Genomic DNA, 21,845 nt, shown 5'->3' with positions numbered 1-21,845 from the left:
TGCCGGTCCCTGCCCATGCCAAGACGCACCCCTGCCCTTCTCTCCCTCCTTCTCGCCGCCGCGCTGGCCGCCTGCGCCGCGCCGGGAGGCACCGCCTGGGATGGGCGGCGCGGCTATGACGGCAATGGGGACTATGGCTACGACCTCAATGCCTCTCGCGCGGAGGCCGTGGCCTACCGGGCGGTGGCGGCCACCCGCTATGCCGTGCCGGGCCCGCCGGAGGACCCCTGGGGGCCGCATCTGAGCGAGGCCTCCGCCCGCTTCGGCGTGCCGGAGCGCTGGCTGCGCGCCATCATGCGCCAGGAGAGCGGCGGGCGGCCCTATGACGGCAACGGGATGCCCATCACCTCGCCCGTGGGGGCCATGGGGCTGATGCAGGTCATGCCGCGGACCTACGACATCCTGCGGGCGCGCTACGCCCTCGGGCCCGATCCCTACGAGCCGCGCGACAACATCCTGGCGGGCGCGGCCTATATCCGGGAGATGTACGACCGCTTCGGCGCGCCGGGCTTCGCGGCCGCCTACAACGCGGGGCCGGACCGGGTGGCGGCCTACCTGGCCGGCGCGAAGATCCTGCCGGACGAGACCATCAACTACGTCGCGAGCGTCACGCCGGCGCTGGGCACGGAGGTAGCGGCGAACGGGCCCTTCAGCACGGCCGCCCTCTATACCTCGGGGATGGCGGACGATCCCTCGCTGCGTGCCTATGACGGCGGGGGGCTGGTGATGCCGGGGGCGCCGACGGGGGTGTTCCGGTAGGCGCTTGTGGCCCCGGGGGAGAGAAAGAATTCTCTCCCCCGGACCCCCTCTCATCTTTTTCTATCTGTTTGGGCGGATCGGCGGTTGGTGCGCCTCGGGTCGATGACCCGAGGCGACTGCACCTTCAGGAAGGGCGTCAGATGGGGGTCCAGGGGCCTCAGGCCCTTGGCGGGTGAGGTGCCGGAGAGGGCAGAGCCCTCTCTGGCGAGGCTAACGATATCCCCAGCCGTTCTGCCGCGCCCAGGCATCACGCCGGCCGGCCTCGTAGGCGCGGCGCTCGTCCATCTCGCGCCGGTGGCGCCAGAACTCACGGCGCTGGCGCCATTCCTCATGGCGCTGCCATCCCCAGTCCGGCCGGGCCTCGGCGTAGCCGCCGTAGCCGTAGCCGTATCCCTGCGCCATCGCCCCTGGGATGGAGGAGAGGGTGCCGAGGGCGACCATCAGGCCGAGGATTGTGCGCTTCATCGCGGGACCTCTGAGCCGGGACCACCCCGGCCTTTCATCCCCCATCATGACCCCCATTCCGGCGGGCGCATGACGGTGTTCGCCCGGTTTCGGCCACCATGAGGCGGACCGGCGCGGGGGTCGGGCGTTTTCGATAACCTATGATGGCATCAGGGAAGTTCGGGGCTGCCCGCCGATTCCGCCATGCCTTCGAAGCGTCCCCGCGCGCGTTCAAACCGCGCTCGCCTTCACGGGGGGCATCATGGTCACAACCTGTGAAGCGAGGGCGGGATGAGCGAGGCAGACAGCAAGGGCACGCAGGTGCAGGTCGCGAATGCGCGGCCGGAGGATGTCGGCAAGGGCGTCGCGCGGGTGAGCCGCAAGGTGATGCAGACGCTCGGCGTGCAGCAGGGCGACGCGCTGGAGATCATCGGGCAGCGCCACACGGCGGCGCTCGCCCTGCCACCCTCCCCGGAGGACGAGGACCTCGAGATCATCCGCCTCGACGGGTTGCAGCGCGCGAATGCGGGCGTGACGGCCGGGGAGCGGATCGAGATCCGCCAGGCCGGGGCACGCACGGCCACGCGCGTGACGCTGGCGCCCGCGCAGAAGAACCTTCGCCTCTCCGGTTCGGGCGAGGCGCTGCGGCGCACCTTCATGGGGCGGGCTCTGATGGCCGGGGACGTGGTTTCCACCTCCGTCTACCAGCGGCCGGGCGGCGGGCGGGAGGAGCCGCTGCGCGGCTTCATGCAGCAGCAGGCCTATGCGCTGCAGGAGATCCGGCTTCTCGTCGTCGGCACCACGCCGAAGGGCATCGTGCGCGTCGGGCCCGAGACCGAGGTAGAGCTGCTGCCCGAATATGTGGAGCCGAAGGAGACGCGGCGCGCCGACGTCACCTATGACGACATCGGCGGCATGGGCGACGCCGTGGACCAGGTGCGCGAGATGGTGGAGCTGCCGCTGCGCCACCCGGAGCTGTTCCAGCGCCTCGGGATCGATCCGCCGAAGGGCGTGATCCTTCACGGCCCGCCGGGCACGGGGAAGACGCTGCTGGCGAAGGCGGTCGCGAACGAATCCGAGGCGTCGTTCTTCAGCATCGCCGGGCCCGAGATCATGGGCAGCCATTACGGCGAGAGCGAGCAGCGCCTGCGCGACATCTTCCAGGAGGCCGGCAAGCGCGCGCCCTCGATCATCTTCATCGACGAGATCGACAGCATCGCGCCCAAGCGCGAGGACGCGCGCGGCGAGGTGGAGCGGCGCGTGGTGGCGCAGCTGCTGACGCTGCTCGACGGGCTGGAGCCGCGGCAGAACGTGGTCGTTATCGCCGCGACCAACCGCGTGGACGCGCTCGACGAGGCGCTGCGCCGCCCCGGGCGCTTCGACCGCGAGATCATCATCGGCGTGCCGGACCAGGATGGCCGCCGCCAGGTGCTGGCGATCCACACGCGCGGCATGCCGCTGGCCGATGACGTGGACCTCGACGCGCTGGCGCGCACGACCTACGGCTTCGTCGGCGCCGATCTCTCGGCGCTGGCGCGGGAGGCGGCGATGGATTCCGTCCGCCGCGTGCTGCCCAAGGTCAACCTGCGCGAGGGCATCCCGGCCGAGGTGCTGGACGCGATGCAGGTCTGCCGCGGCGACTTCGAGAACGCGCTGAAGCGCATCCAACCCTCCGCGCTGCGCGAGATCATGATCCAGGTGCCCAACGTCACCTGGGAGGATATCGGTGGCGTGCAGTCGGCGCGCGAGCAGCTTCGCGAGGGCATCGAGCTGCCGCTGAAGCATCCCGAGGCCTTCCGCCGCCTCGGCATCCGCCCCGCCAAGGGTTTTCTCCTGTTCGGCCCGCCGGGCACGGGCAAGACGCTGATGGCGAAGGCGGTGGCGCGGGAGGCGAACGCGAACTTCATCGCGACAAAGTCCTCCGACCTTCTCTCCAAGTGGTACGGCGAATCCGAGCAGCAGGTGAGCCGCCTCTTCGCCCGCGCGCGGCAGGTGGCGCCCACCGTCATCTTCATCGACGAGATCGACAGCCTCGTGCCCGCGCGCGGCGGCGGCGGCCTCGGCGAACCCGCGGTGACGGAGCGGGTGGTGAATACCATCCTCGCCGAGATGGACGGGCTGGAGGAACTGCAGAGCGTCGTCGTCATCGGCGCCACAAACCGCCCGAACCTCCTCGATCCCGCGCTGCTTCGCCCGGGGCGCTTCGACGAACTCGTCTACGTGCCGGTGCCGGACGAGGCGGGGCGGCTGAACATCCTGCGCATCCAGACGAAAGGGATGCCGTTGGCGGAGGACGTGAAGCTGGAGGAGATCGCCCGCCGCACCGAAGGGCATACCGGCGCGGACCTCGGCGACATCGTGCGCCGCGCGGGGCTGATGGCACTTCGGCAGAATCTCGAGACGCAGGTGATCGGGCAGGCGGAGTTCGAGAAGGCCCTCGCCGAAGGGCGCGCTTCCGTTACGCCGGAGATGGAGCGGGAATACGAGGAACTGCGGAACAAGCTGAAGCAGCAAGGGCCGACGGAACGGCGGCGGATCGGGTTCGCGCTCGGTTCCTCGGAGTGAGGTGCGGGTGACTCTGGGGGAGAGAATGAATTCTCTCCCCCAGACCCCCACTCATCTTTTTCTTCGAGTTGCGAATACTGGGTGGACGGTGCGCCTCGGGTCGTGGACCCGAGGCGACTGCATGTTCAGGAAGAGCTGACAGATGGGGGTCCAGGGGCCTCAGGCCCTTGGCGGGAGAGGCCTGGAGAGGGCAGCGCCCTCTCCAGAGAACCGGCCCTAGAATGGCTTTACGATCACCATGATCACGATGAGGATCAGCAGGAGCGTCGGCACCTCGTTGGCGATGCGCCAGTAGCGTTCCGTCTTCGGTCGTTCGTCGCGGGCGAAGCCCTTGCGGGCGGCGGCCAGGGTGCCGTGGAAGGCGCTCATGCCGAGGAAGCCGGCCATTTTTCCGTGCCACCAGCCGGCGTGCCAGTCGACGATACCGGGGGTGAGCACGAGGGTGATGCCGAGCAGCCAGGCGGCGGCCATGGCGGGGTTGATGATGGCGCGGAGCAGGCGGCGTTCCATCACCTTGAGGAGTTCGGAGGCCTCTCCGCCGACGGGGACGGTGGAGTGGTACACGTAGAGACGGGGCAGGTAGAACATCCCGGCCATCCAGGCGAAGACCGCGATGAGGTGCAGCGCCTTGGTCCAGGGGTAGAGATCGGCGAGCCAGGGGATGGTCACGCGGCCATCCTGCCGATGCCGAGCAGGGCCGGGAGTTCGGCGTGGTCGTGGAAGATCTCCGTCACGCCCGCGGCGCGCAGGCCGGCTTCCGGTGTTTCCTGCGCGAAGCCGAGCACCCGGCAGCCGGCGGCGAGGCCCGCGCGGGCGCCGGCGATGCTGTCCTCCACCACCACGCAGTCGCGCGGATCGGCACCGACGAGCTTCGCGGCGGCGAGGTAGAGGTCGGGCCAGGGCTTGGGCCGCGCCACGTCCTCGAAGCAGAGGAGGCGGCCCTCGAAGTGGTGGAAGAAGGGGAGGATGGCGGCCTTGCTGCGGAGTTCGGCCCGGCCGGAATTGGAGGCGACGGCCATGCGGATGCCGGCGGCCGCCACCGCCTCCACCGCCGCCTGGGCGCCGCGGATGGGCGAGAGGTCGCCGGTGGCGTAGCGGGCGACGATGCGGCCCACCACGCTCTCCTCCCAGTCCGGCGCTAGGGGGGTGCCGAAGTGGCCTTCGATGCGGGCGCGGATGTCGGGCAGCGCGGTTCCCATGAAGAGGGCCTTGGCCTCCTCCATGGTCATGGGCCAGCCGCGCTCGGTCAGGTCGTCGGCGATGGCGCCGTTGGCGACCGCCTCGCTGTCGGCCAGCACGCCGTCGCAGTCGAAGAGGACGGCGGCGGGGCGGAGGGCGGCGCTCATGCCTCCACCCGCAGCGGCTGGGCAGCGGTGTGGGGGCAGCCCTTGTGCTGCTTCGGGCATTGCCGCCCGCCGGCGAAGGAGCAGAGCTTCCCGCCCGCGGCATCGCGCGAGCCACGGGTCTCGTCGCGTGCGCGGCGGACGAGGGCGGCGAGGGAGGCGATGAAGCCGGCATCGCTGTTCTGCGCGGGCACGCGGAAATAGGCGGGCACGCCGACCTTGTGCGCGAGTTCGCGGTATTCCACGTCGAGTTCCACGAGGGTCTCCGAATGCTCCGAGACGAAGGCGATGGGGCAGACGAGCAGCGCCACCCCCTCCTTGCCCGCGTGCTCGATCGCCTCCTCCGCGCTCGGGCCAAGCCATTTCTGCGGGGTGACGCGGGACTGGTAGCAGAGGCCGTGCTCGATGGCGGGGTCATCGAGCGCGGCCATGACGGCCGCGACGGAGCGCTCCACCTGCCACTGGTAGGGGTCGCCCTGCTTGACGATCGTCTCCGGCAGCCCGTGGGCGCTGAACAGCAGGCGGAGCTTCGTACCCTCCGGCACCGCCGCGCGCGCCTCGTCCCAGGCGCGGCGGACGATGGCGGCGGTGGCCTCGGCGAAGCCCTCGTCGGAGTGCCAGCAGCAGAGCGTGGTGGTCGGCACGGCGAAGCCCGCCTTCCGCGCGGCCTCGTGCCAGACAGTGAGGCTGCTGCCCGTCGTCGTCGTGCTGAACTGCGGGTAGAGGGGCACCAGCACCACCTCGTCCGGCGCCCAGGCCATGACGTCGCGCAGCGCGGCCTCGGTGAAGGGGTGCCAGTAGCGCATGGCGACGAAGCAGCGCGCCTCCATCCCCGCCCCGCGCAACGAGGCCTCGAGCGCGGCGGCCTGCTCCTCGGTCAGTTCCCGCAGCGGGGACTTGCCGCCGAGGATCGCGTAGTTCTCCGTCGCGGCCTTCGTGCGGCGGGCGGCGATCAGGCGGCCGAAGGGGATGCGGAAGATCGCTGGGAAGCGCAGGATCGCCGGATCGGTGAAGAGGTTCGTCAGGAAGGGCCGCACCGCCTCGGGACTATCCGGACCGCCGAGGTTGAACAGCACCACGGCGACCTTCCGCCGGCCAGCCCCCGGTCTGGGAATGGTCGAGGCGGGCGCGACAGGGGCGGCGATGCTCATGATGCCGCCACATGCCACCGCGAGGGGCGGGGTCAAGGGGCGGGGGCGCTTTTGCGGGGTCGGCTGGCGCTTGTGGCCCCTGGGGAGAGAAAGAATTCTCTCCCCCGGACCCCCTCTCATCTTTTTCTATCGATTGGAGATGCTGGGCGATCGGTGCGCCTCGGATCGTGGACCCGAGGCGACGGCTTGTTCGGGAAGGTTCCGCGACAGCCAGATGGGGGTCCAGGGGCATCAGGCCCTTGGCGGGAGAGGGCCAGAGAGGGCGGAGCCCTCTCTGGCCCTACCAGGCTGGAAGAGGCGCCGTCCTCCAGGCAAGTCCCGTACGGTCCGCCCCCGAGGGAAGCGGCACCGCGGGGTTGTCGATCCAAGCAAGGATGTCGCCGATGACCGCGCCGGCGCCGAGGTCGCGGAGCGGCATGTGGTGGATGGCCGCGTAGTAGGCCACGCGGGCGGGCGCCTCCGCGGGGATGCGGTCCAGCAGCGCGCGGGTGGCGACGGGGGGCACGAGCTGGTCCCGGCCGCCATAGACCAGCAGGACGGGCGGCATGGCGGGGCCGAGGCGGGGGGCGGCGGCCAGGGCATCGTCCATGAGGTCGATGAGGCCGGAGGTGGTGTCCACGCGGGTTTCGCGGATGGTCAGCGGGTCGCGCGCCATGCGGCGGAGGGCGGTCATGTTGTCAGTGGGCACGATGCCCGGCACGCCCGAGGCGACGGCGACGCGCGGCACGAGGTGGGTGAGGACATCGAGAAGGCCGGTGATGATCCCCGGCATGGTCGCGCGCCCCCAGACGGCGGGGGCGAGGAGGACGTAGCCCGCGGCCGGCGGCGGGTTCGGCCTGGTGGCCGCGAGGAGGAGGACGGCGCCGCCCATGCTCTCGCCGAGGAGGATGAGCGGGACGCCGGGATGGCGGGCCTTGAGGAGGCGGGCGGCGGTGGCGGCGTCGGCCGCGAGCGTGTCCGCGCCGGGCCAGACGCCCCGGTGCGGTGCCCCCCCGAAGCCGCGTTGATCATAGGCGTAGAGGGCGAGGCCGGCGGCGTTCAGCGCGGCTGCGGGCTCGCTCATGAAGTTCCGGCTGTCGTTGAAGCCGTGCAGGCAGAGCAGGACGGCGCGCGGCGGGGCGGCGGGCAGCCAGGCGCGCAGCGGCAGGCGCGCGCCGTCCTCCATGGTCAGCGCGTCCTCGGCCAGGGCGGGCTCGGCCTGGGGCGGGCCGGCGGGGATGACCTGGGGCGTGCAGGCGCCGAGCGGCAGGGCGAGGAGCGCCCGGCGCGAGGCGCGGCCGCGCAGAAAGGGACCGGTAGGCATCGGCGGAGGATGTGGGCGCGGCAATGGGTGCCGTCCATGCCTGTTACGCAACGTCGTTCGCTCGGCAGCAAGCTTGCGCGCTGCCCCGGCAGAAGGCTTGCGCGCTGCCCCCGGCGGCAAGCCCGCGCGCTTGCCTCTCCGGCAGGGGCGGCGGCAGTCTCGCCACAAACAATGACGGGGAGGCGCGCATGTTCGGACGGCGCGGTGTTCTGGGGATGGCGCTGGCGGCCGGTGCCGCGAAGGGGGCGGTGGCCCAAGGGGCGACCCACGCCGCCTGGCCGGACCGGCCGGTGCGGGTGGTGGTGCCCTTCCCGCCCGGCGGCTCGAACGACATCGTGGCGCGGCTGCTCTGCGAGGTGCTGCGCGAGCGCACGGGCCAGCCCTGGGTGGTCGAGAACCGCTCGGGCGCCGGCGGCAACGTGGGCGCCGACAGCGTGGCCAAGGCGGCGCCGGACGGAACCACCCTGCTGCTGACCGCACCGGGGCCGCTGACGATCAACAATGCCCTCTTCCCCTCCATGCCCTATGTCGCGGAGCGCGACTTCGCGCCGCTGGCCCTGGTCGCGACGGTGCCGATCGTGCTGATGGCGGGGCCGGAAACGCCCGTGCGGGACGTGGCCGGGCTGATCGCGCTGGCCAAGGCGCAGCCGGGGCGGATCGCCTTCGGCTCCTCCGGCAACGGCAGCACGAACCACCTGGCGGGGGAGCTGTTCCGCAGCATGGCCGGGATCGACATCGTCCACGTGCCCTACCGCGGCGCGGCGCCGGCCATGACGGACCTCGTGGGCGGGCAGATCGGCATAATGTTCGACAACCTGCCGGCTGTGCTGCCGCAGGTGCGCGACGGTCGGGTGAAGGCGCTGGCCGTCGCGGGCGCGCGCCGGGCCGCCGCCCTGCCGGAGGTGCCGACGATGGCCGAGGCCGGGCTGCCGGGCTTTGAGGCCGAGGCCTGGTTCGGGCTGGCCGGGCCGGCGGCCATGCCGGCCGCCCTCCGTGCGCGGGTGGAGGGACTGGTGACGGAAGCGCTTTCCGACGCGGGGCTGCGCGCGAAGCTGGCGGCCACGGGGGCGGAGCCGGGCGCGCTGGCCGGGGATGCCTTCGGGGAGTTCATGGCGCGGGAGCGCGCGACCTGGACGCGGGTGATCCGGGCTTCGGGGGCTCAGGCGGGGTAGGGCGGCGCTTGTGGCCCCCGGGGGAGAGAACGAATTCTCTCCCCCGGACCCCCACTCATCTTTTTCTATCTGTTGGAGACACTGAGTAGTCGGTGCGCCTCGGGTCGATGACCCGAGGCGGCTGCACGTTCAGGAAGGTTGCGCGACAGCCAGACGGGGATCCAAGGGCCTCAGGCCCTTGGCTGGAGAGGGCTGAGCCCTCTCCAGCAGCCCCGGTCAGTGCTCGCTCGCGCTCACCTCGTGCGACACGCGCTCCTCCTCCGCGCCCGCGGAGAGGCGGACGGTTTCGGAGTGTTCCCAGGCGGCCGAGAAGGCGGCGGCGGCGTCGGGTTCCTCGGGCACGTCCTCGCCGCGCAGGAAGGCCTCGAAGAGGGCCGTCTGGCGCGCGAGTTCCTTGGCCAGCGGCTGGTCCACCGGCCGGCGGCCGCGGACCGGCTGCATCTCGAACAGGCCGTTCGGGCAGTAGCGGTCGTTGTCCCAGCCGAGATGCGAGACGACGGGGTAGAGGCAGATGCCGCCGATCGGCACGCCCGCGCGCATGGCGGCGCGCACCTCGTCGCAGACGTAGCGGAGCCAGGTGGCGCGGGGGGTGCCCTCGATGCTCGTCTCCGCCATGATCATGGGGCGCCCGACGCGGGCATAGGCCTCGGCCAGCAGGTCGCGCAGCGGCCGGTGGCGCGGGTCGTCGATCTTGACGGTGTAGCCGCGGTCGCCCTCGCGCACGAACTGGTTGTTCCAGTAGTAGTTCACGCCCATGAAGTCGAAGCCGTCGGGCGTGCCGCCGAGCTCCGGCATGGCGCGGCCGAGCAGACCCTCCCAGGCGTGCCACTGGGATTCGTGGTGCTCCTCCGCGTGGCGCGGATCATCACCCGTTTCCGCGATCACGTTGATGATCGGGTCCACGGCGATCAGGCGCGTGCCGGGGACGGCTTCCCGCGCCGCGCGGCCGGCGGCGATGGAGGCGGCGACGAGGCGCGCCTTCATCTCCCCGCCCCAGTGCCGGCGGCCGGGGTTGAAGTAGCCGACATCGCCGGCGGCCCAGGCCCAGAAGGAGATCTCGTTCACCGGGCAGAGGATCGGGGGCTCGCCCTCCTCCTCCAGCAGCAGGCGGGCGAAGGCCGCGGCGAAGCGCGAGAGCGCCTCGGCGAAGCCGTTCTCCATCGGGCTGACATGGTCGGGATGCCCATAGTGGCAGACATCCCAGGCCACGCGCACGCCGGCCTTCTTCGCGGCCCGGATGAGCGGCAGCACCGGCGACCAGTCGTAATGGCCGGGAATGCGCTCGATCAGGTGCCAGCGGGCGCCGTCCCGCGCGCCGCGGATGCCGTGCGCGGCGAGCGCCTCGTAGTCCACTTCCGCCAGGAGGTCATGGCGGGTGGAGGCGATGAGGTCGAGGCGCTTGCCGTCGTCCCGCCGGTGCGTCGAGCACTCGAACCCGCCCATGAAGAAGCTGGGCGAGAAGCTCGGCGAGACGCGGGAATGGGGCGTTGAGGACTCCGCCATTCCCCGTTCAGGCCCCCGTCGCGACGAGGCCCGTCGCGTCGTTGGCCGAACGCTGCGGCACGCCTGTCTCGATGCGGCGGAAGGTGGCCAGCGCCTGCGCCACGACCTGGTCCATGTTGTAGTAGCGGTAGGTCGCGAGGCGGCCGACGAACCACACGTCCTCGGTCGCGTCCGCCAGCGCCTCGTAGCGCTTGTAGAGCTCCGCGTTCTCCGGCCGCGGCACGGGGTAGTAGGGGTCGCCCTCGGCCGAGGGGAACTCGGTGGTGATGGTGGTCTTCCCGTTCACCTGGCCAGTGAGGTGCTTGTACTCGGAGATGCGCGTGTAGGGCACCTCCTCGCCCGGGTAGTTCACCGTGCCGACCGGCTGGTACCACTCCTGCTCCAGCGTCTCGTGCTTGAAGGTGAGGCTGCGATAGGGGAGCTTGCCGAAGCGGAAGTCGAAATACTCGTCCACCGGGCCGGTCCAGACCATGCGGCGGAAGGGCACCTTGCCCTTGATGTCGCGGTAGTCGGTGCCGGTGAGGACCGTGATGTTCGGGTGGTCCAGCATGCGCTTGAACATGGCGGTGTAGCCATCGAGCGGCATGAACTGGTGCGTGTCGGTGAAGTAGCGGTCGTCCGTGTTCGCGCGCGTCGGCACGCGGGAGGTGACGGACTTGTCGAGCTCCGACGGATCCAGGCCCCATTGCTTCCTGGTGTAGCCGCGGAAGAAGGTCTCGTAGAGCTCGCGCCCGACGCGGGAGACGACGACGTCCTCGGAGGAGCGGATCTCCGGCACGGCCTCGGCGCGCGCGTTGAAGAAGGCCTCGACCTCGTCCTCCGTCGTGAGGGAGAGGTCGTTCATGCGGTTCACCGTCGTGCGGTTGATCGGCATGGGAACGAGCTTGCCGTCGGCCAGCTTCGCCAGCACGCGGTGCTCGTAGGCGCGCCACTTGGTGAAGCGCGACAGGTGCGAGAACACCGCGTCCGAGTTCGTGTGGAAGATGTGCGGGCCGTAGCGGTGCATCAGGATGCCGGCGGCATCCTGCTCGTCATAGGCGTTGCCGCCGATGTGGTCGCGGCGGTCCACGACGAGAACGCGCTCGCCGCGCACGGTGGCGATGCGCTCAGCAAGGGTGGCGCCGGCGAAGCCGGCACCGACGATCAGCCAATCAAACATGGTTCGGACTCGCGACCGCGCGGGAATTGAGGGATCCGTCGCCGGCAACCTTCGTCGCCGCGGCCTGGCGGAGAAGTTCGTGCATGCTGGACCAGATGGAGTCCCAGGAACCCTGGGCGAGAAGGCGATCGGCCTTGGGCAGCCAGGATTCGCGCGGGCGCGACATGGCCGTCTCCATCGCGGCAACCGCCTCTTCGGCGCTGGACGCGATCTCGACGAGGCCTTCCGCGCCCCAGGAGCGCACCACGTCCTTGATGGGCGTGGAGACCACCGGCACGCCGGCGGCGAGGTATTCGGGGGTCTTCGTCGGCGAGATGAAGCGCGTGCTCTCGTTGAGCGCGAAGTTCATGAAGCCGCAGTCCCAGCCCGCGAGATAGGCGGGAAGCTCGTCCATCTTGCGCCCGCCCAGCCAGTGGATGTTGGGGCGCTTCGGGCAGCTCGCGGGGTCGATCTTCACCACGGGGCCGATCATCACGAAGGACCAGTCCGGGCGCAGCGCCGCGGCGGCGTCGAGCAGCCCGAGGTCCATGCGCTCGTCCACCACGCCGAACCAGCCGATGCGCGGGTGCGGGATGTTCGCCTGGTCCGCGGGCTCGGGCGCGCCGGAGGCGCGCAGCTCGCGGGACTTCGCGAAATGCGCGGAATCGACGCCCGAGGTGAAGAGGTGCACGCGCGGGTGCAGGCCGAGCTTCGCCTCATAGAGCGAGCGCCCGCCGGTGAAGACGACATCCGCCTGGCGCAGCAGCCGCCGCTCGCGCAGCGTGAGCTGGGGCGAAGCGCCGCGGAAAGCCGAGAGCTCGTCCATGCAGTCATAGACGGTGACGACCGGGTTCAGGTGCGTCGTGAAGCCGAGCGACATCGGCGTGTAGTACCAGGCGATGTCCGGGCGCTGGCCGGCGAGCAGGCCGTCCAGCAGCGCGCGCTGCGCATCGTCGCTCGCGGCCTCGTCCATGCCTTCGGGCAGGATCGGCACCGCGACCTCGACGCCGCTCGGCGTCATGTGGCGTTCCAGGCGCGGCAGGTCGGGCGCGGCCGGCTTGCGGATCGGCTCCTCGAAGAAGACCACGCGGTGCGACTTCGCCGCGCGAGAGAGGAGATGCTGCGGGCGCTGGAACACGAAATCCCAACGGAGATGCGAGAGGCAGAGAAGCAGTGGCGCTTGCGCACCGGCGGGGGCGACGGAAATGGGCTGAGTCCTTCCTCTTTACGGGGTTGGGCCCGCCTTTCAGCATGCCCGCAGCCCCGGCTCGGTCGATCGGTCACCTGTCGGGGTGACGGCTTAACGCGCGTCGCGGCGCTGCGATGCAGCACGCGTCGCGGTCTTGGCCTTTCGTGCCCGGATGGCAGCGAATGAAGCGGTTGCGCTTGGCAAAACTGTGGCACGCGCCGCCATTGTCGATGACGAATACGAGAGTGCGCGAGGGCTGCGCGGGAAACCGCGCGCAAGACCTTCACGCGTTGCGCAAAGATCCTGCGCTTCGCGTTCGGCGTGTTCGTGACGGAGCATTTCCCGTGCTTATCGGCAGCGGCTTGCGTTCCACCTAACCTATGTTACGCGGCCGCGCCGACATCCGCCTTGCCCTCGGCGCCGCCCCGCGCAAGTTCGCGTGAGAGGCCGCGCGGGTGCCGCTTTCACCGTGCTGACACGCGCCGCGCCCGGTGCCGCCGCGGCTGGTTCCACGGCGCGCCGCGTGCGATATGCCGCGCATGGAAGGCGGCCAGCTGACAGGCGATGGCGCGCGCAGGGTGCCCCCTCCGGCCTCGCCCGCGGCGACCGACGAGAGTTTCCCGGCACTGGGTCGCAATGCGGCCCGGCCGGACCTCGACGCGCTGCTCGGGCAGGCGTCGCCGGACGGGCTCTCCCTCGCGGTCACGATCTACATGCTCGTGCCGAGCCTCGTGTTCCTCGGCGGCTGGGCGGTGCCGTGGCTGGGTGCCATCGCTGTCGTGGCGGGGCTGCTGGCGATCGCGCGCCTGCCGGGCTGGCGGGGCGGGTGGCCCCTGCCCAAGGGGCGGACGCTGCTGCTGCTCGCGCTTGGCCTGCTCTGGGCGGGGGCGAGCGGGGCGCACCACCTCGTCTACAGCGCCGCTGACTGGCAGATCCGGGACGCGGTGCTGCACGATCTCTCCACCGGCCCCTGGCCCGTGGTCCACCAGCACGCGGAGAGCGGCGAGAACTGGCTGCTGCGCGCGCCGCTCGGCTATTACACGCCGGCCGGGCTGCTCGGGCGCCTGGCGGGGCTGCGGGCGGCGGAGGCGGCGCTCTGGGCCTGGACCGGCCTCGGGCTCGGCCTGCTGCTGATGCTGCTGCGCTCGGTCGCGCAGCGGGTCGCGCCCGGGCGGCGGGGGGCCTTCGCCCTCCTCGCCGGCCTGTTCGTGGTCTTCGGCGGGCTCGACATCCTGCCGAACATGTATCTCGACGGGACCTTCGGCGCCGGGATCTTCGGCAGCTGGGGGCGTGGCGGCGAGTGGTGGCCGCGCTTCTTCCAGTATTCCGGCCATGTCACCGCGCTGCTCTGGGTGCCCAACCACGCGCTGCCGGCCTGGCTGCCGGCGCTGCTGCTGATGCGCCACGGGTCGAACCCGGCCTTCCTGCGCGGCCTCGGGCCTCTCGTCGTCGGCGCGGCCTTCTGGAGCCCGGTCTCGGCCGCCGGCGCCGCGCTGCTCGGCGGCTTCATGGCGCTGCGCCAGGGCTGGCGCGCCGTGCTCTCGGCCATCCCCGCCCTCCCGAACCTCGTCTCCCTGGCGCTCGCGGTGCCGGTCTGCCTCTACCTTGTCGCGGGGTCGTCGGCGGTGCCGCACGGCTTCCTGCTCACCGTCCACCCTTGGGCGCGCTCCCTCGGCGTCTGGGCGCTGTTCCTGGTGGTGGAGGTGCTGTGCTGGGCGGTGCCCTCCGCCCTCCTTCTCCGCAGCCGGCTGCTGGGCTTCTCCACTGCCATCCTCTGCGTGCTGCCAGGCTATGTCTTCGGGCCGGGCAACGAGATGACGGCGCGGGGCGGCATGGTGCCGCTGGCGGTGCTCGCGGTGGTGGCCGGCACCGCCCTGCTGGCGCCCGCGCCGGACCGTCGCCGCCAATGGGCGCGGCGGGTGCTGCTGGCCTGCGTGGTTCTCGGCACCGCGGGCTCGGCGATGGAGGGCAGCCTTCTCGTCACCCACCGGCCCTGGGCGGCGAGCACCCATTGCTCCTTCCCCGAGGCCGCGCGGCAATCGGTCTTCGAGGATTCGACGGACTGGGCCCACTACATCGCGCCCTGGCCGGAACCCGCCCTCCAGGCCTGGATGCGGGATCCGATCCTTCGCCTCGTGCCGGCGCCGGGCGTCTCGCCGCCTTGCTGGCCCGGTGGGGGTCCTTAGCGGACGGCTTTGGTGACTCCAGGGAGGGAGAAGGAATTCTCCCTCCCTGGACCCTCCCTCATCTTTCTCTTTCTGGCTGTCGCGGAACCTTCCTTTGTGGGTCGTCGCCTCGGGTCCATGACCCGAGGCGCACCGGCCGCCAAGCATCTTCAACTCGAAAAAGATGATGGAGGGGGTCTGGGGGAGGAAGAAGTCCTTCTTCCTCCCCTAGGGTCGTCAGCGCCGGCCGCTCAGCGCCACCCGCGCGATCGAGGCGGTCGGCACCGCCCATCCCCCGGTGACGCCGCCTTCCGCGAGCGACCCGATCCCTGCCACCACCCAGCCGCCGTTGGGCAGCCGCGCGAGGAGGGGCCCGCCGCTGGCGCCGACCGTGCCCGCGCAGGAGTGGTGGAGCATGACGTGCCCGGCGGGATCGCGGGCGTAGCCAGCCACGGCGCAGGCGGTGTCGGCCACCATCTCCAGATCGCGGTCCGCCTGGTAGCCGCCGAAGGCGAGGGCGGTGCCCGGCAGGAGGTAGCCAGCTTCCAGCGAGAGGGCGAGGGAGGGGGCGGCGATGGGCTGATCCAGCATCAGGATGGCCCAATCAGAATCGGGCGGCGCCTTCGGGTCGGGGCGGGGTCCGGGCGCGACGGAGAAGTTGGGCCCGATGACCGCCTGGAAGGCCCGCGCCTGTCCCGTGCCGCCGGTCGGGGAGGCGGCGAGGGTGAAGCGCACCGCGCCGGCCGGGACGGGCTGGGTGGTGCGCGGGTCGATGAGGCAGTGCGCGGCGGTGAGGACGGTGTTGGGGCTGACGAGCGCGCCGGTGCAGCGGCCGCCCGCCGCGGTCTCCACCAGGCCGAGGGAGCGCCAGGGCGCGGCGGTCACATCCACGGCCTCCCGCTTCGAGCCGGGCCCGATGCCCGGCAGGGGCGCCGCGCAGGCGGAGAGGGCCGCGGCCAGGAGGAGGGCGGGCGCGAGAGAGGCGGGAGGTCGCGTCATGCAGGGCTGTGTTCCGGTGCCGCCGCCGCGCCCCGCCATGGGGCTCGGAGCGGGCAGGCTGCCCCAGGAGATGTTGCCGCCGTCCCTTCTTGGCAACGGATCAGCGGCCGTAGAGGTAATCCGCGGGCAGGCCGAGACGGAGACAGGCGCGGACCGCGGGGCCGTTCCGCAGCACAAGCCGGTCCGCGAGACGCCCCATGGCGCGGAGGAGCGGCCTCTCCCAGGGCCGCAGGCCTTCGGCGAGGAGGCCAAGGCGGCGGCGGTCGGGTTCGGGGAGAAGGTCCACGGCGGCGCGCACCAGCAGGCCCTGCAGCAGCCGCAGCGGCACCGGCAGAACCGGGGCGCGGCGCATGATCCGCAGGAACTCCGCGAGGATGGGGGAGGGCTCGAGACGCGGCCTCGTGGCATCGAACAGCGCCGCCAGCCCGGCGCGCGAGGTCGGCACGCCCTCCGCGCCGTAGAGCTCTGCGGCGGGGGCGCCCTCCGCCAGCAGCTGGTCGAAGCTCTCGCCGGAGAGCGGGCGGACGTAGCGGCTATAGGCCTCGCCGAAGCCGAAGGCGGCGGTGGCCTGCACCCAGCGCAGCAGTTCCGGGTCGTTGGCGTGGTAGGGCTCGCCGGAAGGCGTATGGCCCCGCACCGCCTCATGGGCGCGGACGATGCGGGCGATCATCCGCTCCGCCACGCTCCGCGGGCCATAGACCGTGACCATGGCGGCAAGCCCGGTGCGCTGGAGCCGCCCGAGCGGATCCTCGCGGAAGCCCGTGTGCTCCCAGACGCCGGTGCGGACGCGCGGCTCGGCCAGTTCCAGGATGACCGCCGCCACCCCGCCGACGAAGAGCGCGACCGGGTTCTTGAAGACCCGCCAGGCGACGGAATCCGCCGCCGCCAGCGCCGCCTCGCCAGCGGGTTCGGCAAAATCGGTCGGCGAGGCGCCGGGCGGGTGCAGGAGGGCGGCGGCGGTCGCCTCGGTCCAATACTGCAAGGGGCGGGGGAGGGTCAGGGGCATGGGGTGGCCGCCTGGATATGGGGTGACCGAAGCACTGGCGCAGGCTTCCGGATACGCTGGTGGCCTTGGAGAGGGCGCCGCCCTCTCCAAACCTCACCCGCCAAGGGCCTGAGGCCCCTGGACCCCCGTCTGGCTGTCGCGGAACCTTCCTGATCGTTCCGTCGCCTCGGGTCCACGACCCGAGGCGCACAGGCCGCAGGACCGTTCAAATTCGAAGAAAAAGATGATGGAGAGGGGGCCGGGGAGAGGAAGAATTCCTTCTTCCTCTCCCCGGGGCAGCCCGCGCCGCCCGATCAGGAAGGCTGCCCCTCGCAGCACGGCAGCCCCGGGTCGATCAGCCCCCAGGCGGGCGCGGAGCGGGTCCAGATGGTGCGCTCCGGCCGGGCCGCTTCCGGATCGTCCAGCGCCCCCGCCCGCACGAGGAGGAGGTCCGGCGCGTTGGGCGCCTCGGCGAAGAGGGGCGTGCCGCAGCGGGGGCAGAAGCGGCGGCGGACGGGGGTGCCGCTGTCGGCCGCGCTGGTGAACTCGGCCGTCTCGCCGGTGAGGGTGAGGTCGGCACGGCGGAAGATGGCGCCGACGGAGGCGTTGCCGGAGGAGAGGTACTGGCAGGTCCGGCACCAGCAGGCGCGCGCAGCGAGGGGCCGCGTGGCGAGGGTGAAGCGCACGGCGCCGCAGAGGCAGCGGCCCGTGAGAGGGGCGCTCATTCCGCCAGAAAGTCCCGCACCAGCGCCGCCGTCTCGTCGGGGTCGGAGGCGGCGACGTGGTAGGAGTCGTTCTCCAGCACGACGAGGCGGGAGTCCGGGATGCGCTCCTGCCAGGCGCGCACCTCGTCCGCCGAGCCGAGGCCGCTGCCGGTGGTGGTGACCACGAGGGTGGGGGCGCGGATGCGCTCCACCTCCGCCGTCACGTCCACCGTCGGCACCATCTGGAGGAAGCCCTCCAGCGTGGAGGCGGCGGTGCCGGACATCAGGTCCTCCCACCATTGCAACTGGGCGGGGCTCATCCGCGTGCCCAGGCGGCCGGCATTGGAGGCGCGCACCCAGGGGCGCACGCCCTCGGCCGCGATCTGGGCGCGCCAGGCGGGGGTGCGGGTGATCATGCCCGTCAGCGAGGCCGGGCCCCCGAGCACGGCCAGCCGCCCCACCAGTTCCGGGTGCCGTGCGGCGGTGGCCAGCGCGATGGTGCCGCCGATCTTCCCGCCAACGAGATGCGCGCGCTCGATCCCGAGGTGGCGGATCAGCGCAACCACGTCCGCAACCAGGCTGTCGAAGCGCCAGGGATGATCGGCGGGCAGCGCCGGGGAGCGGCCGTAGCCGCGGTTGTCGAGGCGCACCACGCGGTGCCGTCGGGCGAGGTAGGGCACGAAGGCGCGGAAGGCCTCCCCGCTCTCCGCCAGGCCATGGAGGAGGATGACGGTGGGCGCCGGCGTCCAGGGATCGGTGAAGTCGTCCACCGTGTAGTGGAGGGTGACGCCGGGGGCGCTCTCGAAGTCGGGCATGGGATCCTCGGGGCGGCGGACGCCGCGGTGGGATAGGGGCGGCAGGCGGAAGCGGCATGCGGGGGTGCCCGCCTGCGGCTCCGCGCCCAGGGCCCATAGTGAGGCCCGTGGCCAGGGGCAGGCAGCGGGCAGTTGCGCGGGGACGGCCCCGGCCCGGGCACGGAGATGTTCACCAGGGCAGCCTTCCTGACAAGCACGGGCCGGGAAATCCGGCACGCTTCCCAGGCTTCGCGCCTCAACGCCCGGGTGGGCCGCCTCATGTCGGGCAAAGCAGGAATCCCTCACCAGGGCTTGACCGGAACGAATACGAACAGACATGGATCGCGGCCTGGCGCGGAGAGTAAGGGGGCACCTCCGCGTCGTAAGCAGGACCGGTCGACATGGGGGAATTCCACCATCGCTGCACCTGAACGCCCGGCGCGGCTCGTCCTTTCGGTCCGGGCGCATCTCGCCGTCTTCGCCCTTTCGATCATCGTTCCCCTGCTTTGCCTTCTCGGCCTGGCTGGCTGGGTCGCGGTTCAGCAGGCGCGCCGCGAGTACGAGCACCAGACGATCCTGGTCACGCGCAACCTGGCCTTCGACCTGGATCGCGAGCTCGCCAGCTACAGCGGGATCCTCAAGGCCCTCGCCACCTCGCCGGCCATCCAGGACGGCGACCTCCGGCGGTTCCACGAGCAGGCGGCGCAGATGGCGCCGCCGGGCGGCGCCATCGTCATGCGCGACCGTTCGGGACAGCAGCTGATCAATACCTTGTTCCCATTCGGAACGCCGCTTCCGGTCACGGCGGCCCCGGCTGTCCTGGCGGCGGACGAGTGCGTGTTCAGGACGGGGGCGCCCTGTGTCTCGGACCTGTATGTCGGCACGACGGACCGACAGCCCTATGTGCTTCTCGATGCCCCGGTCATGCGGGATGGCGAGGTGGTCTTCGCCCTCAACATCGCCGTGCGGGCGCAGCGCCTGACCTCGCTTCTCTCGGGTGACCGGACGGCGCCGGGATGGGTGGTTTCCATCCTCGACCGGCAGGACCGGATCGTCGCGCGCTCCGCGGAGCACGACCGCTTCGTCGGGCAACTGGCCAACCCGGCCCTGCGGGCGAACGTCACGGCCGCGGAGGGAAGCGTGCGCAGCGTGAATGTCGCCGGCGTGCCCGTATGGGGCGCCTATGTCCGTCTGCCGGGCTGGGGCTGGCGCGTCGCGACCGGCGTGCCGGAAGCCATGCTGAGCGCGCCGCTCCGGCAGTCCATGCGCTATTTCGGCTGGGTAGGCCTGATCGGGCTGGGACTGTCGGCCGCCGCGACGCTGCTCTACGCCCGGCAGCTCGCGTATGCGATCGGGGTGCTCAGCTCCATGACCCGCGAAGTGGGGCGCGCGGCCCCGCTTTCCCCGGTCTCGACCTCGATACTGGAGGTGAACGGGGTCTCCGCGTCGCTCGCGGAGGCGGCCGCTAACCTGCGGGTTTCGAGCGCGGAGCGGGACAGGGCCCAGGCGGACCTTCGGCGACTGAACGAGGAACTTCAGGCCCGGGTCGAGGCGGAGGTCTCCGCACGGGAGGAGGCCCAGGCCAAGGCCGCCCTCGCGCAGCGCATGCAGGCGCTCGGCCAGCTCGCCGGCGGGATCGCGCACGACTTCAACAATGTGCTGCAGGCGACGACAGGCTGCGCGGCGACGATCGACCGGCGCGCGGCCGATCCGGAGGCGGTGCGCCGCTTCGCCCGGCTGATCCTGAAGGCATCGGCGCGCGGCACCTCCGTGACACGCCGGCTTCTCGCCTTCGCGCAGCAGAGCGACCTCAGGGCCGAGCCCATCGACGTCGCCGCGCTCTTCGCGGGGTTGCAGGAAATCCTGTCCCACACGCTGGGATCGCATATCGCGGTCCGTGTCGTCGTGCCTTCGCCCTTCCCGTGGCTGCTCGCCGACAGGGGCCAGCTCGAGACGGTGCTGGTGAACCTGGCCACGAATGCGCGTGACGCCATGCAGGGGGGTGGATCACTGACCTTCGCCGCCAGTGCGGAAACCATCGCCGGGCGGGCGGCGCCGGGCGGGCTGCAGCCAGGCGGGTATATCCGCCTGGCCGTGACCGATACCGGCGTCGGCATGGACGGCAAGACGCTTGCGCGCGCGGCCGAGCCGTTCTTCACCACGAAGGGCCGCGGCGAGGGCAACGGGCTGGGCCTGGCGATGGCCAGGGGCTTTGTGGAACAGTCCGGCGGCGCCCTGGCCATCGAGAGCAGGCTGGGCGAGGGGACGACCGTGTTCCTGTGGTTCCCGGTGAAGGAGCCCGTGAATGAGCCGGTAAGGGAGCCGGCGAGGGGTGCGGCCGCAAGTCCGGGCGATGCCCGCGCGGAGGAGGCGGGCGAGCATCCGGTGGCCCGGAAGCCCCTGGTCCTTCTCGTCGAGGACGAGGATGTCGTGCGGGAGGTGCTTGTCACCGAGCTGGAGGACGAGGGCTACGAGGTGCTGCCCGCCCGGGGTGCCGAGGAAGCGCTGTCGCTGCTGGACCGGGCGGGCATGGTGGATGCGCTTGTCACCGACCTCAACATGCCCGGCATGAACGGGCTCGAACTCATCCGCGCCGTCAGGAAGCGGCGAGCATCCATTCCCACCGTCCTGCTGACCGGCAATGCCGAGGACGGCGTGCCGCTCGCGCTGGAGGGGGCCATGACGCAGAACTTCTCCCTCCTGCGCAAGCCCGTGCTCGGCTCGGATCTGGCGGACCGCCTGACCAGCCTCACCTCGGCCGGGTAAGGACCGGGCGTCCACATGGCCGGCAGCGCCGCGGCCTAGATGCAGCGTGTGCCGCCGCCATCCACATCGATCATCGTGCCGGTGATGTAGCCCGCCCGGTCGGAGCAGAGGAAGGCAATCAGCCCCGCCACCTCCTCCGGCGTGCCGAGGCGGCCTAGGGCGGTGCTCTCCACGGCCGCCCGGTTCTCGGCCTCCGCGCTGCGGCCGGTGTCGGCGGCGCCCTGGGCCGTCAGCGTGTCCCAGCGGGGGGTCTGGATGGGCCCGGGGTTCACGCCCGTCACCAGCACGTTGTCCGGGGCGCATTCCTGCGCCAGCGCGTGGGTGAAGGCGAGCAGCGAGGCGTTCACCGAGCTACCGACGATGTAGTTCGCCCGCGGCTGGTGGCCGGAGCGGCCGATGATGTTGATCACGCGCCCCCAGCGACGCTCGCGCATCGCCGGCGTCAGCGCCCGCGCGCAGCGGGCATAGCCCATGAGCTTGAGGTTGATCGACTTCGCCCAGGTGGCGTCCGGCGTGTCGCCGATGCGGCCCATCGGCGTCGCGCCCGCGTTGTTCACGAGGATATCGACGCCGCCGAGGGCGTTCCTCGCGGCCTCCATCGCCGCCTCCGCGCCTTCGGCGGCCGAGAGATCGGCGGGGAGGGGGATGACGGTTCCCCCCGTCTCATCCGCGAGGGCGCGCGCCGCCGCCTCCAGCCGCGCCGCGTCGCGGGCGACGATGGCGACGGCCACGCCCTCCGCCGCCAGCTCCCGCGCGATCGCCCGGCCGATGCCGAGGGAACCGCCGGTCACGACGGCGCGGCGACCGCGCAGGGCGAGATCCATGGGCGCTTCCTCTTCCTTACGGGGCGGGAGGCTTCCCGGCG

18 protein-coding genes are annotated in these 21,845 nt (G+C 71.8%); 5 read left to right on the top strand and 13 right to left on the bottom strand.

Annotation, left to right across the window (positions count from 1 at the left end; genetic code table 11):
- Positions 1–15: 15 nt before the first annotated feature.
- On the top strand, positions 16–759 hold the full coding sequence (locus BO39_RS09820) for a lytic transglycosylase domain-containing protein (RefSeq protein ID WP_052401879.1): 744 nt from the start codon (positions 16–18) through the stop codon (positions 757–759).
- A 210-nt stretch (positions 760–969) separates the two neighbouring features.
- On the opposite strand, the gene BO39_RS09810 is transcribed toward BO39_RS09820, so the two are convergent.
- Positions 970–1,224, bottom strand: coding sequence for a hypothetical protein (locus BO39_RS09810; RefSeq protein ID WP_043832553.1), 255 nt, complete (start codon positions 1,222–1,224; stop codon positions 970–972).
- Positions 1,225–1,494: 270 nt separating this feature from the next.
- On the opposite strand from BO39_RS09810, the gene BO39_RS09805 reads away from it, so the two are divergent.
- A complete protein-coding gene (locus tag BO39_RS09805) occupies positions 1,495–3,768 on the top strand; it encodes a CDC48 family AAA ATPase (RefSeq protein ID WP_043832551.1) in 2,274 nt (757 codons plus the stop codon).
- Positions 3,769–3,984: 216 nt separating this feature from the next.
- Here BO39_RS09805 and hemJ read toward each other — a convergent pair whose 3' ends face one another.
- From hemJ to BO39_RS09785, 4 genes are all read right to left on the bottom strand, one after another.
- Positions 3,985–4,437 carry a protoporphyrinogen oxidase HemJ gene (hemJ, locus tag BO39_RS09800; protein ID WP_043832546.1) on the bottom strand — a complete coding sequence of 151 codons (453 nt, stop codon included), beginning with the start codon at positions 4,435–4,437 and terminating at the stop codon, positions 3,985–3,987.
- Positions 4,434–5,114: an HAD family hydrolase gene (locus tag BO39_RS09795; protein WP_043832544.1), complete on the bottom strand. Its 681-nt coding sequence runs from the start codon at positions 5,112–5,114 to the stop codon at positions 4,434–4,436. The genes hemJ and BO39_RS09795 overlap by 4 nt, the downstream gene beginning before the upstream one ends.
- Positions 5,111–6,262 carry a ferrochelatase gene (gene hemH, locus BO39_RS09790; protein ID WP_084697995.1) on the bottom strand — a complete coding sequence of 384 codons (1,152 nt, stop codon included), beginning with the start codon at positions 6,260–6,262 and terminating at the stop codon, positions 5,111–5,113. The genes BO39_RS09795 and hemH overlap by 4 nt, the downstream gene beginning before the upstream one ends.
- Before the next feature lie 280 nt (positions 6,263–6,542).
- Positions 6,543–7,565, bottom strand: coding sequence for an alpha/beta fold hydrolase (locus tag BO39_RS09785; RefSeq protein WP_052401878.1), 1,023 nt, complete (start codon positions 7,563–7,565; stop codon positions 6,543–6,545).
- Between the two features lie 188 nt (positions 7,566–7,753).
- Here BO39_RS09785 and BO39_RS09780 point away from each other — a divergent pair, with 188 nt between their 5' ends.
- Positions 7,754–8,737 (top strand): Bug family tripartite tricarboxylate transporter substrate binding protein, encoded by a 984-nt coding sequence (locus BO39_RS09780; protein WP_043832541.1) that lies wholly within the window; start codon positions 7,754–7,756, stop codon positions 8,735–8,737.
- 216 nt (positions 8,738–8,953) lie between these two features.
- Here BO39_RS09780 and BO39_RS09775 read toward each other — a convergent pair whose 3' ends face one another.
- From BO39_RS09775 to BO39_RS09765, 3 genes are read right to left on the bottom strand one after another with little or no spacing between them, the layout of a single operon-like run.
- The gene (locus tag BO39_RS09775; protein ID WP_211257417.1) at positions 8,954–10,240 is read right to left on the bottom strand and encodes a beta-glucosidase; all 1,287 of its coding nucleotides are present in this window, start codon (positions 10,238–10,240) and stop codon (positions 8,954–8,956) included.
- Between the two features lie 7 nt (positions 10,241–10,247).
- Positions 10,248–11,399: a UDP-galactopyranose mutase gene (glf, locus tag BO39_RS09770; RefSeq protein WP_043832539.1), complete on the bottom strand. Its 1,152-nt coding sequence runs from the start codon at positions 11,397–11,399 to the stop codon at positions 10,248–10,250.
- Entirely contained in the window at positions 11,392–12,516 is a 1,125-nt protein-coding gene (locus BO39_RS09765; RefSeq protein ID WP_211257416.1) for a glycosyltransferase, read from the bottom strand. The genes glf and BO39_RS09765 overlap by 8 nt, the downstream gene beginning before the upstream one ends.
- A gap of 629 nt (positions 12,517–13,145) precedes the next feature.
- Between BO39_RS09765 and BO39_RS09760 the strand changes: the two genes are divergently transcribed.
- Entirely contained in the window at positions 13,146–14,753 is a 1,608-nt protein-coding gene (locus BO39_RS09760) for a hypothetical protein (protein ID WP_156963613.1), read from the top strand.
- Positions 14,754–14,969: 216 nt separating this feature from the next.
- On the opposite strand, the gene BO39_RS09755 is transcribed toward BO39_RS09760, so the two are convergent.
- The 4 genes from BO39_RS09755 to BO39_RS29795 form a co-directional block, all read right to left on the bottom strand.
- Positions 14,970–15,731, bottom strand: a complete 762-nt coding sequence (locus BO39_RS09755) for a trypsin-like serine peptidase (RefSeq protein WP_052401876.1) — start codon at positions 15,729–15,731, stop codon at positions 14,970–14,972.
- A gap of 100 nt (positions 15,732–15,831) precedes the next feature.
- The gene (locus BO39_RS09750) at positions 15,832–16,737 is read right to left on the bottom strand and encodes an oxygenase MpaB family protein (protein WP_084697993.1); all 906 of its coding nucleotides are present in this window, start codon (positions 16,735–16,737) and stop codon (positions 15,832–15,834) included.
- Positions 16,738–17,030: 293 nt separating this feature from the next.
- Positions 17,031–17,441, bottom strand: a complete 411-nt coding sequence (locus BO39_RS09745; RefSeq protein WP_043832533.1) for a GFA family protein — start codon at positions 17,439–17,441, stop codon at positions 17,031–17,033.
- Positions 17,438–18,235: an alpha/beta fold hydrolase gene (locus tag BO39_RS29795; protein ID WP_052401875.1), complete on the bottom strand. Its 798-nt coding sequence runs from the start codon at positions 18,233–18,235 to the stop codon at positions 17,438–17,440. Before BO39_RS29795 ends, BO39_RS09745 begins: the two co-directional genes overlap by 4 nt.
- Positions 18,236–18,526: 291 nt before the next feature.
- Here BO39_RS29795 and BO39_RS29790 point away from each other — a divergent pair, with 291 nt between their 5' ends.
- The gene (locus tag BO39_RS29790; protein WP_052401874.1) at positions 18,527–20,980 is read left to right on the top strand and encodes a hybrid sensor histidine kinase/response regulator; all 2,454 of its coding nucleotides are present in this window, start codon (positions 18,527–18,529) and stop codon (positions 20,978–20,980) included.
- A gap of 35 nt (positions 20,981–21,015) precedes the next feature.
- Here the strand turns inward: BO39_RS29790 and BO39_RS09730 are convergent, their stop codons facing one another.
- Positions 21,016–21,804 (bottom strand): SDR family oxidoreductase, encoded by a 789-nt coding sequence (locus tag BO39_RS09730; protein WP_043832531.1) that lies wholly within the window; start codon positions 21,802–21,804, stop codon positions 21,016–21,018.
- Between the last annotated feature and the right edge of the window lie 41 nt (positions 21,805–21,845).

The sequence above is a fragment of the Roseomonas aerilata DSM 19363 genome (genome assembly GCF_000711725.1).
GTDB lineage: Bacteria > Pseudomonadota > Alphaproteobacteria > Acetobacterales > Acetobacteraceae > Roseomonas > Roseomonas aerilata.
This window is presented reverse-complemented; position numbering and strand designations above follow the sequence as displayed.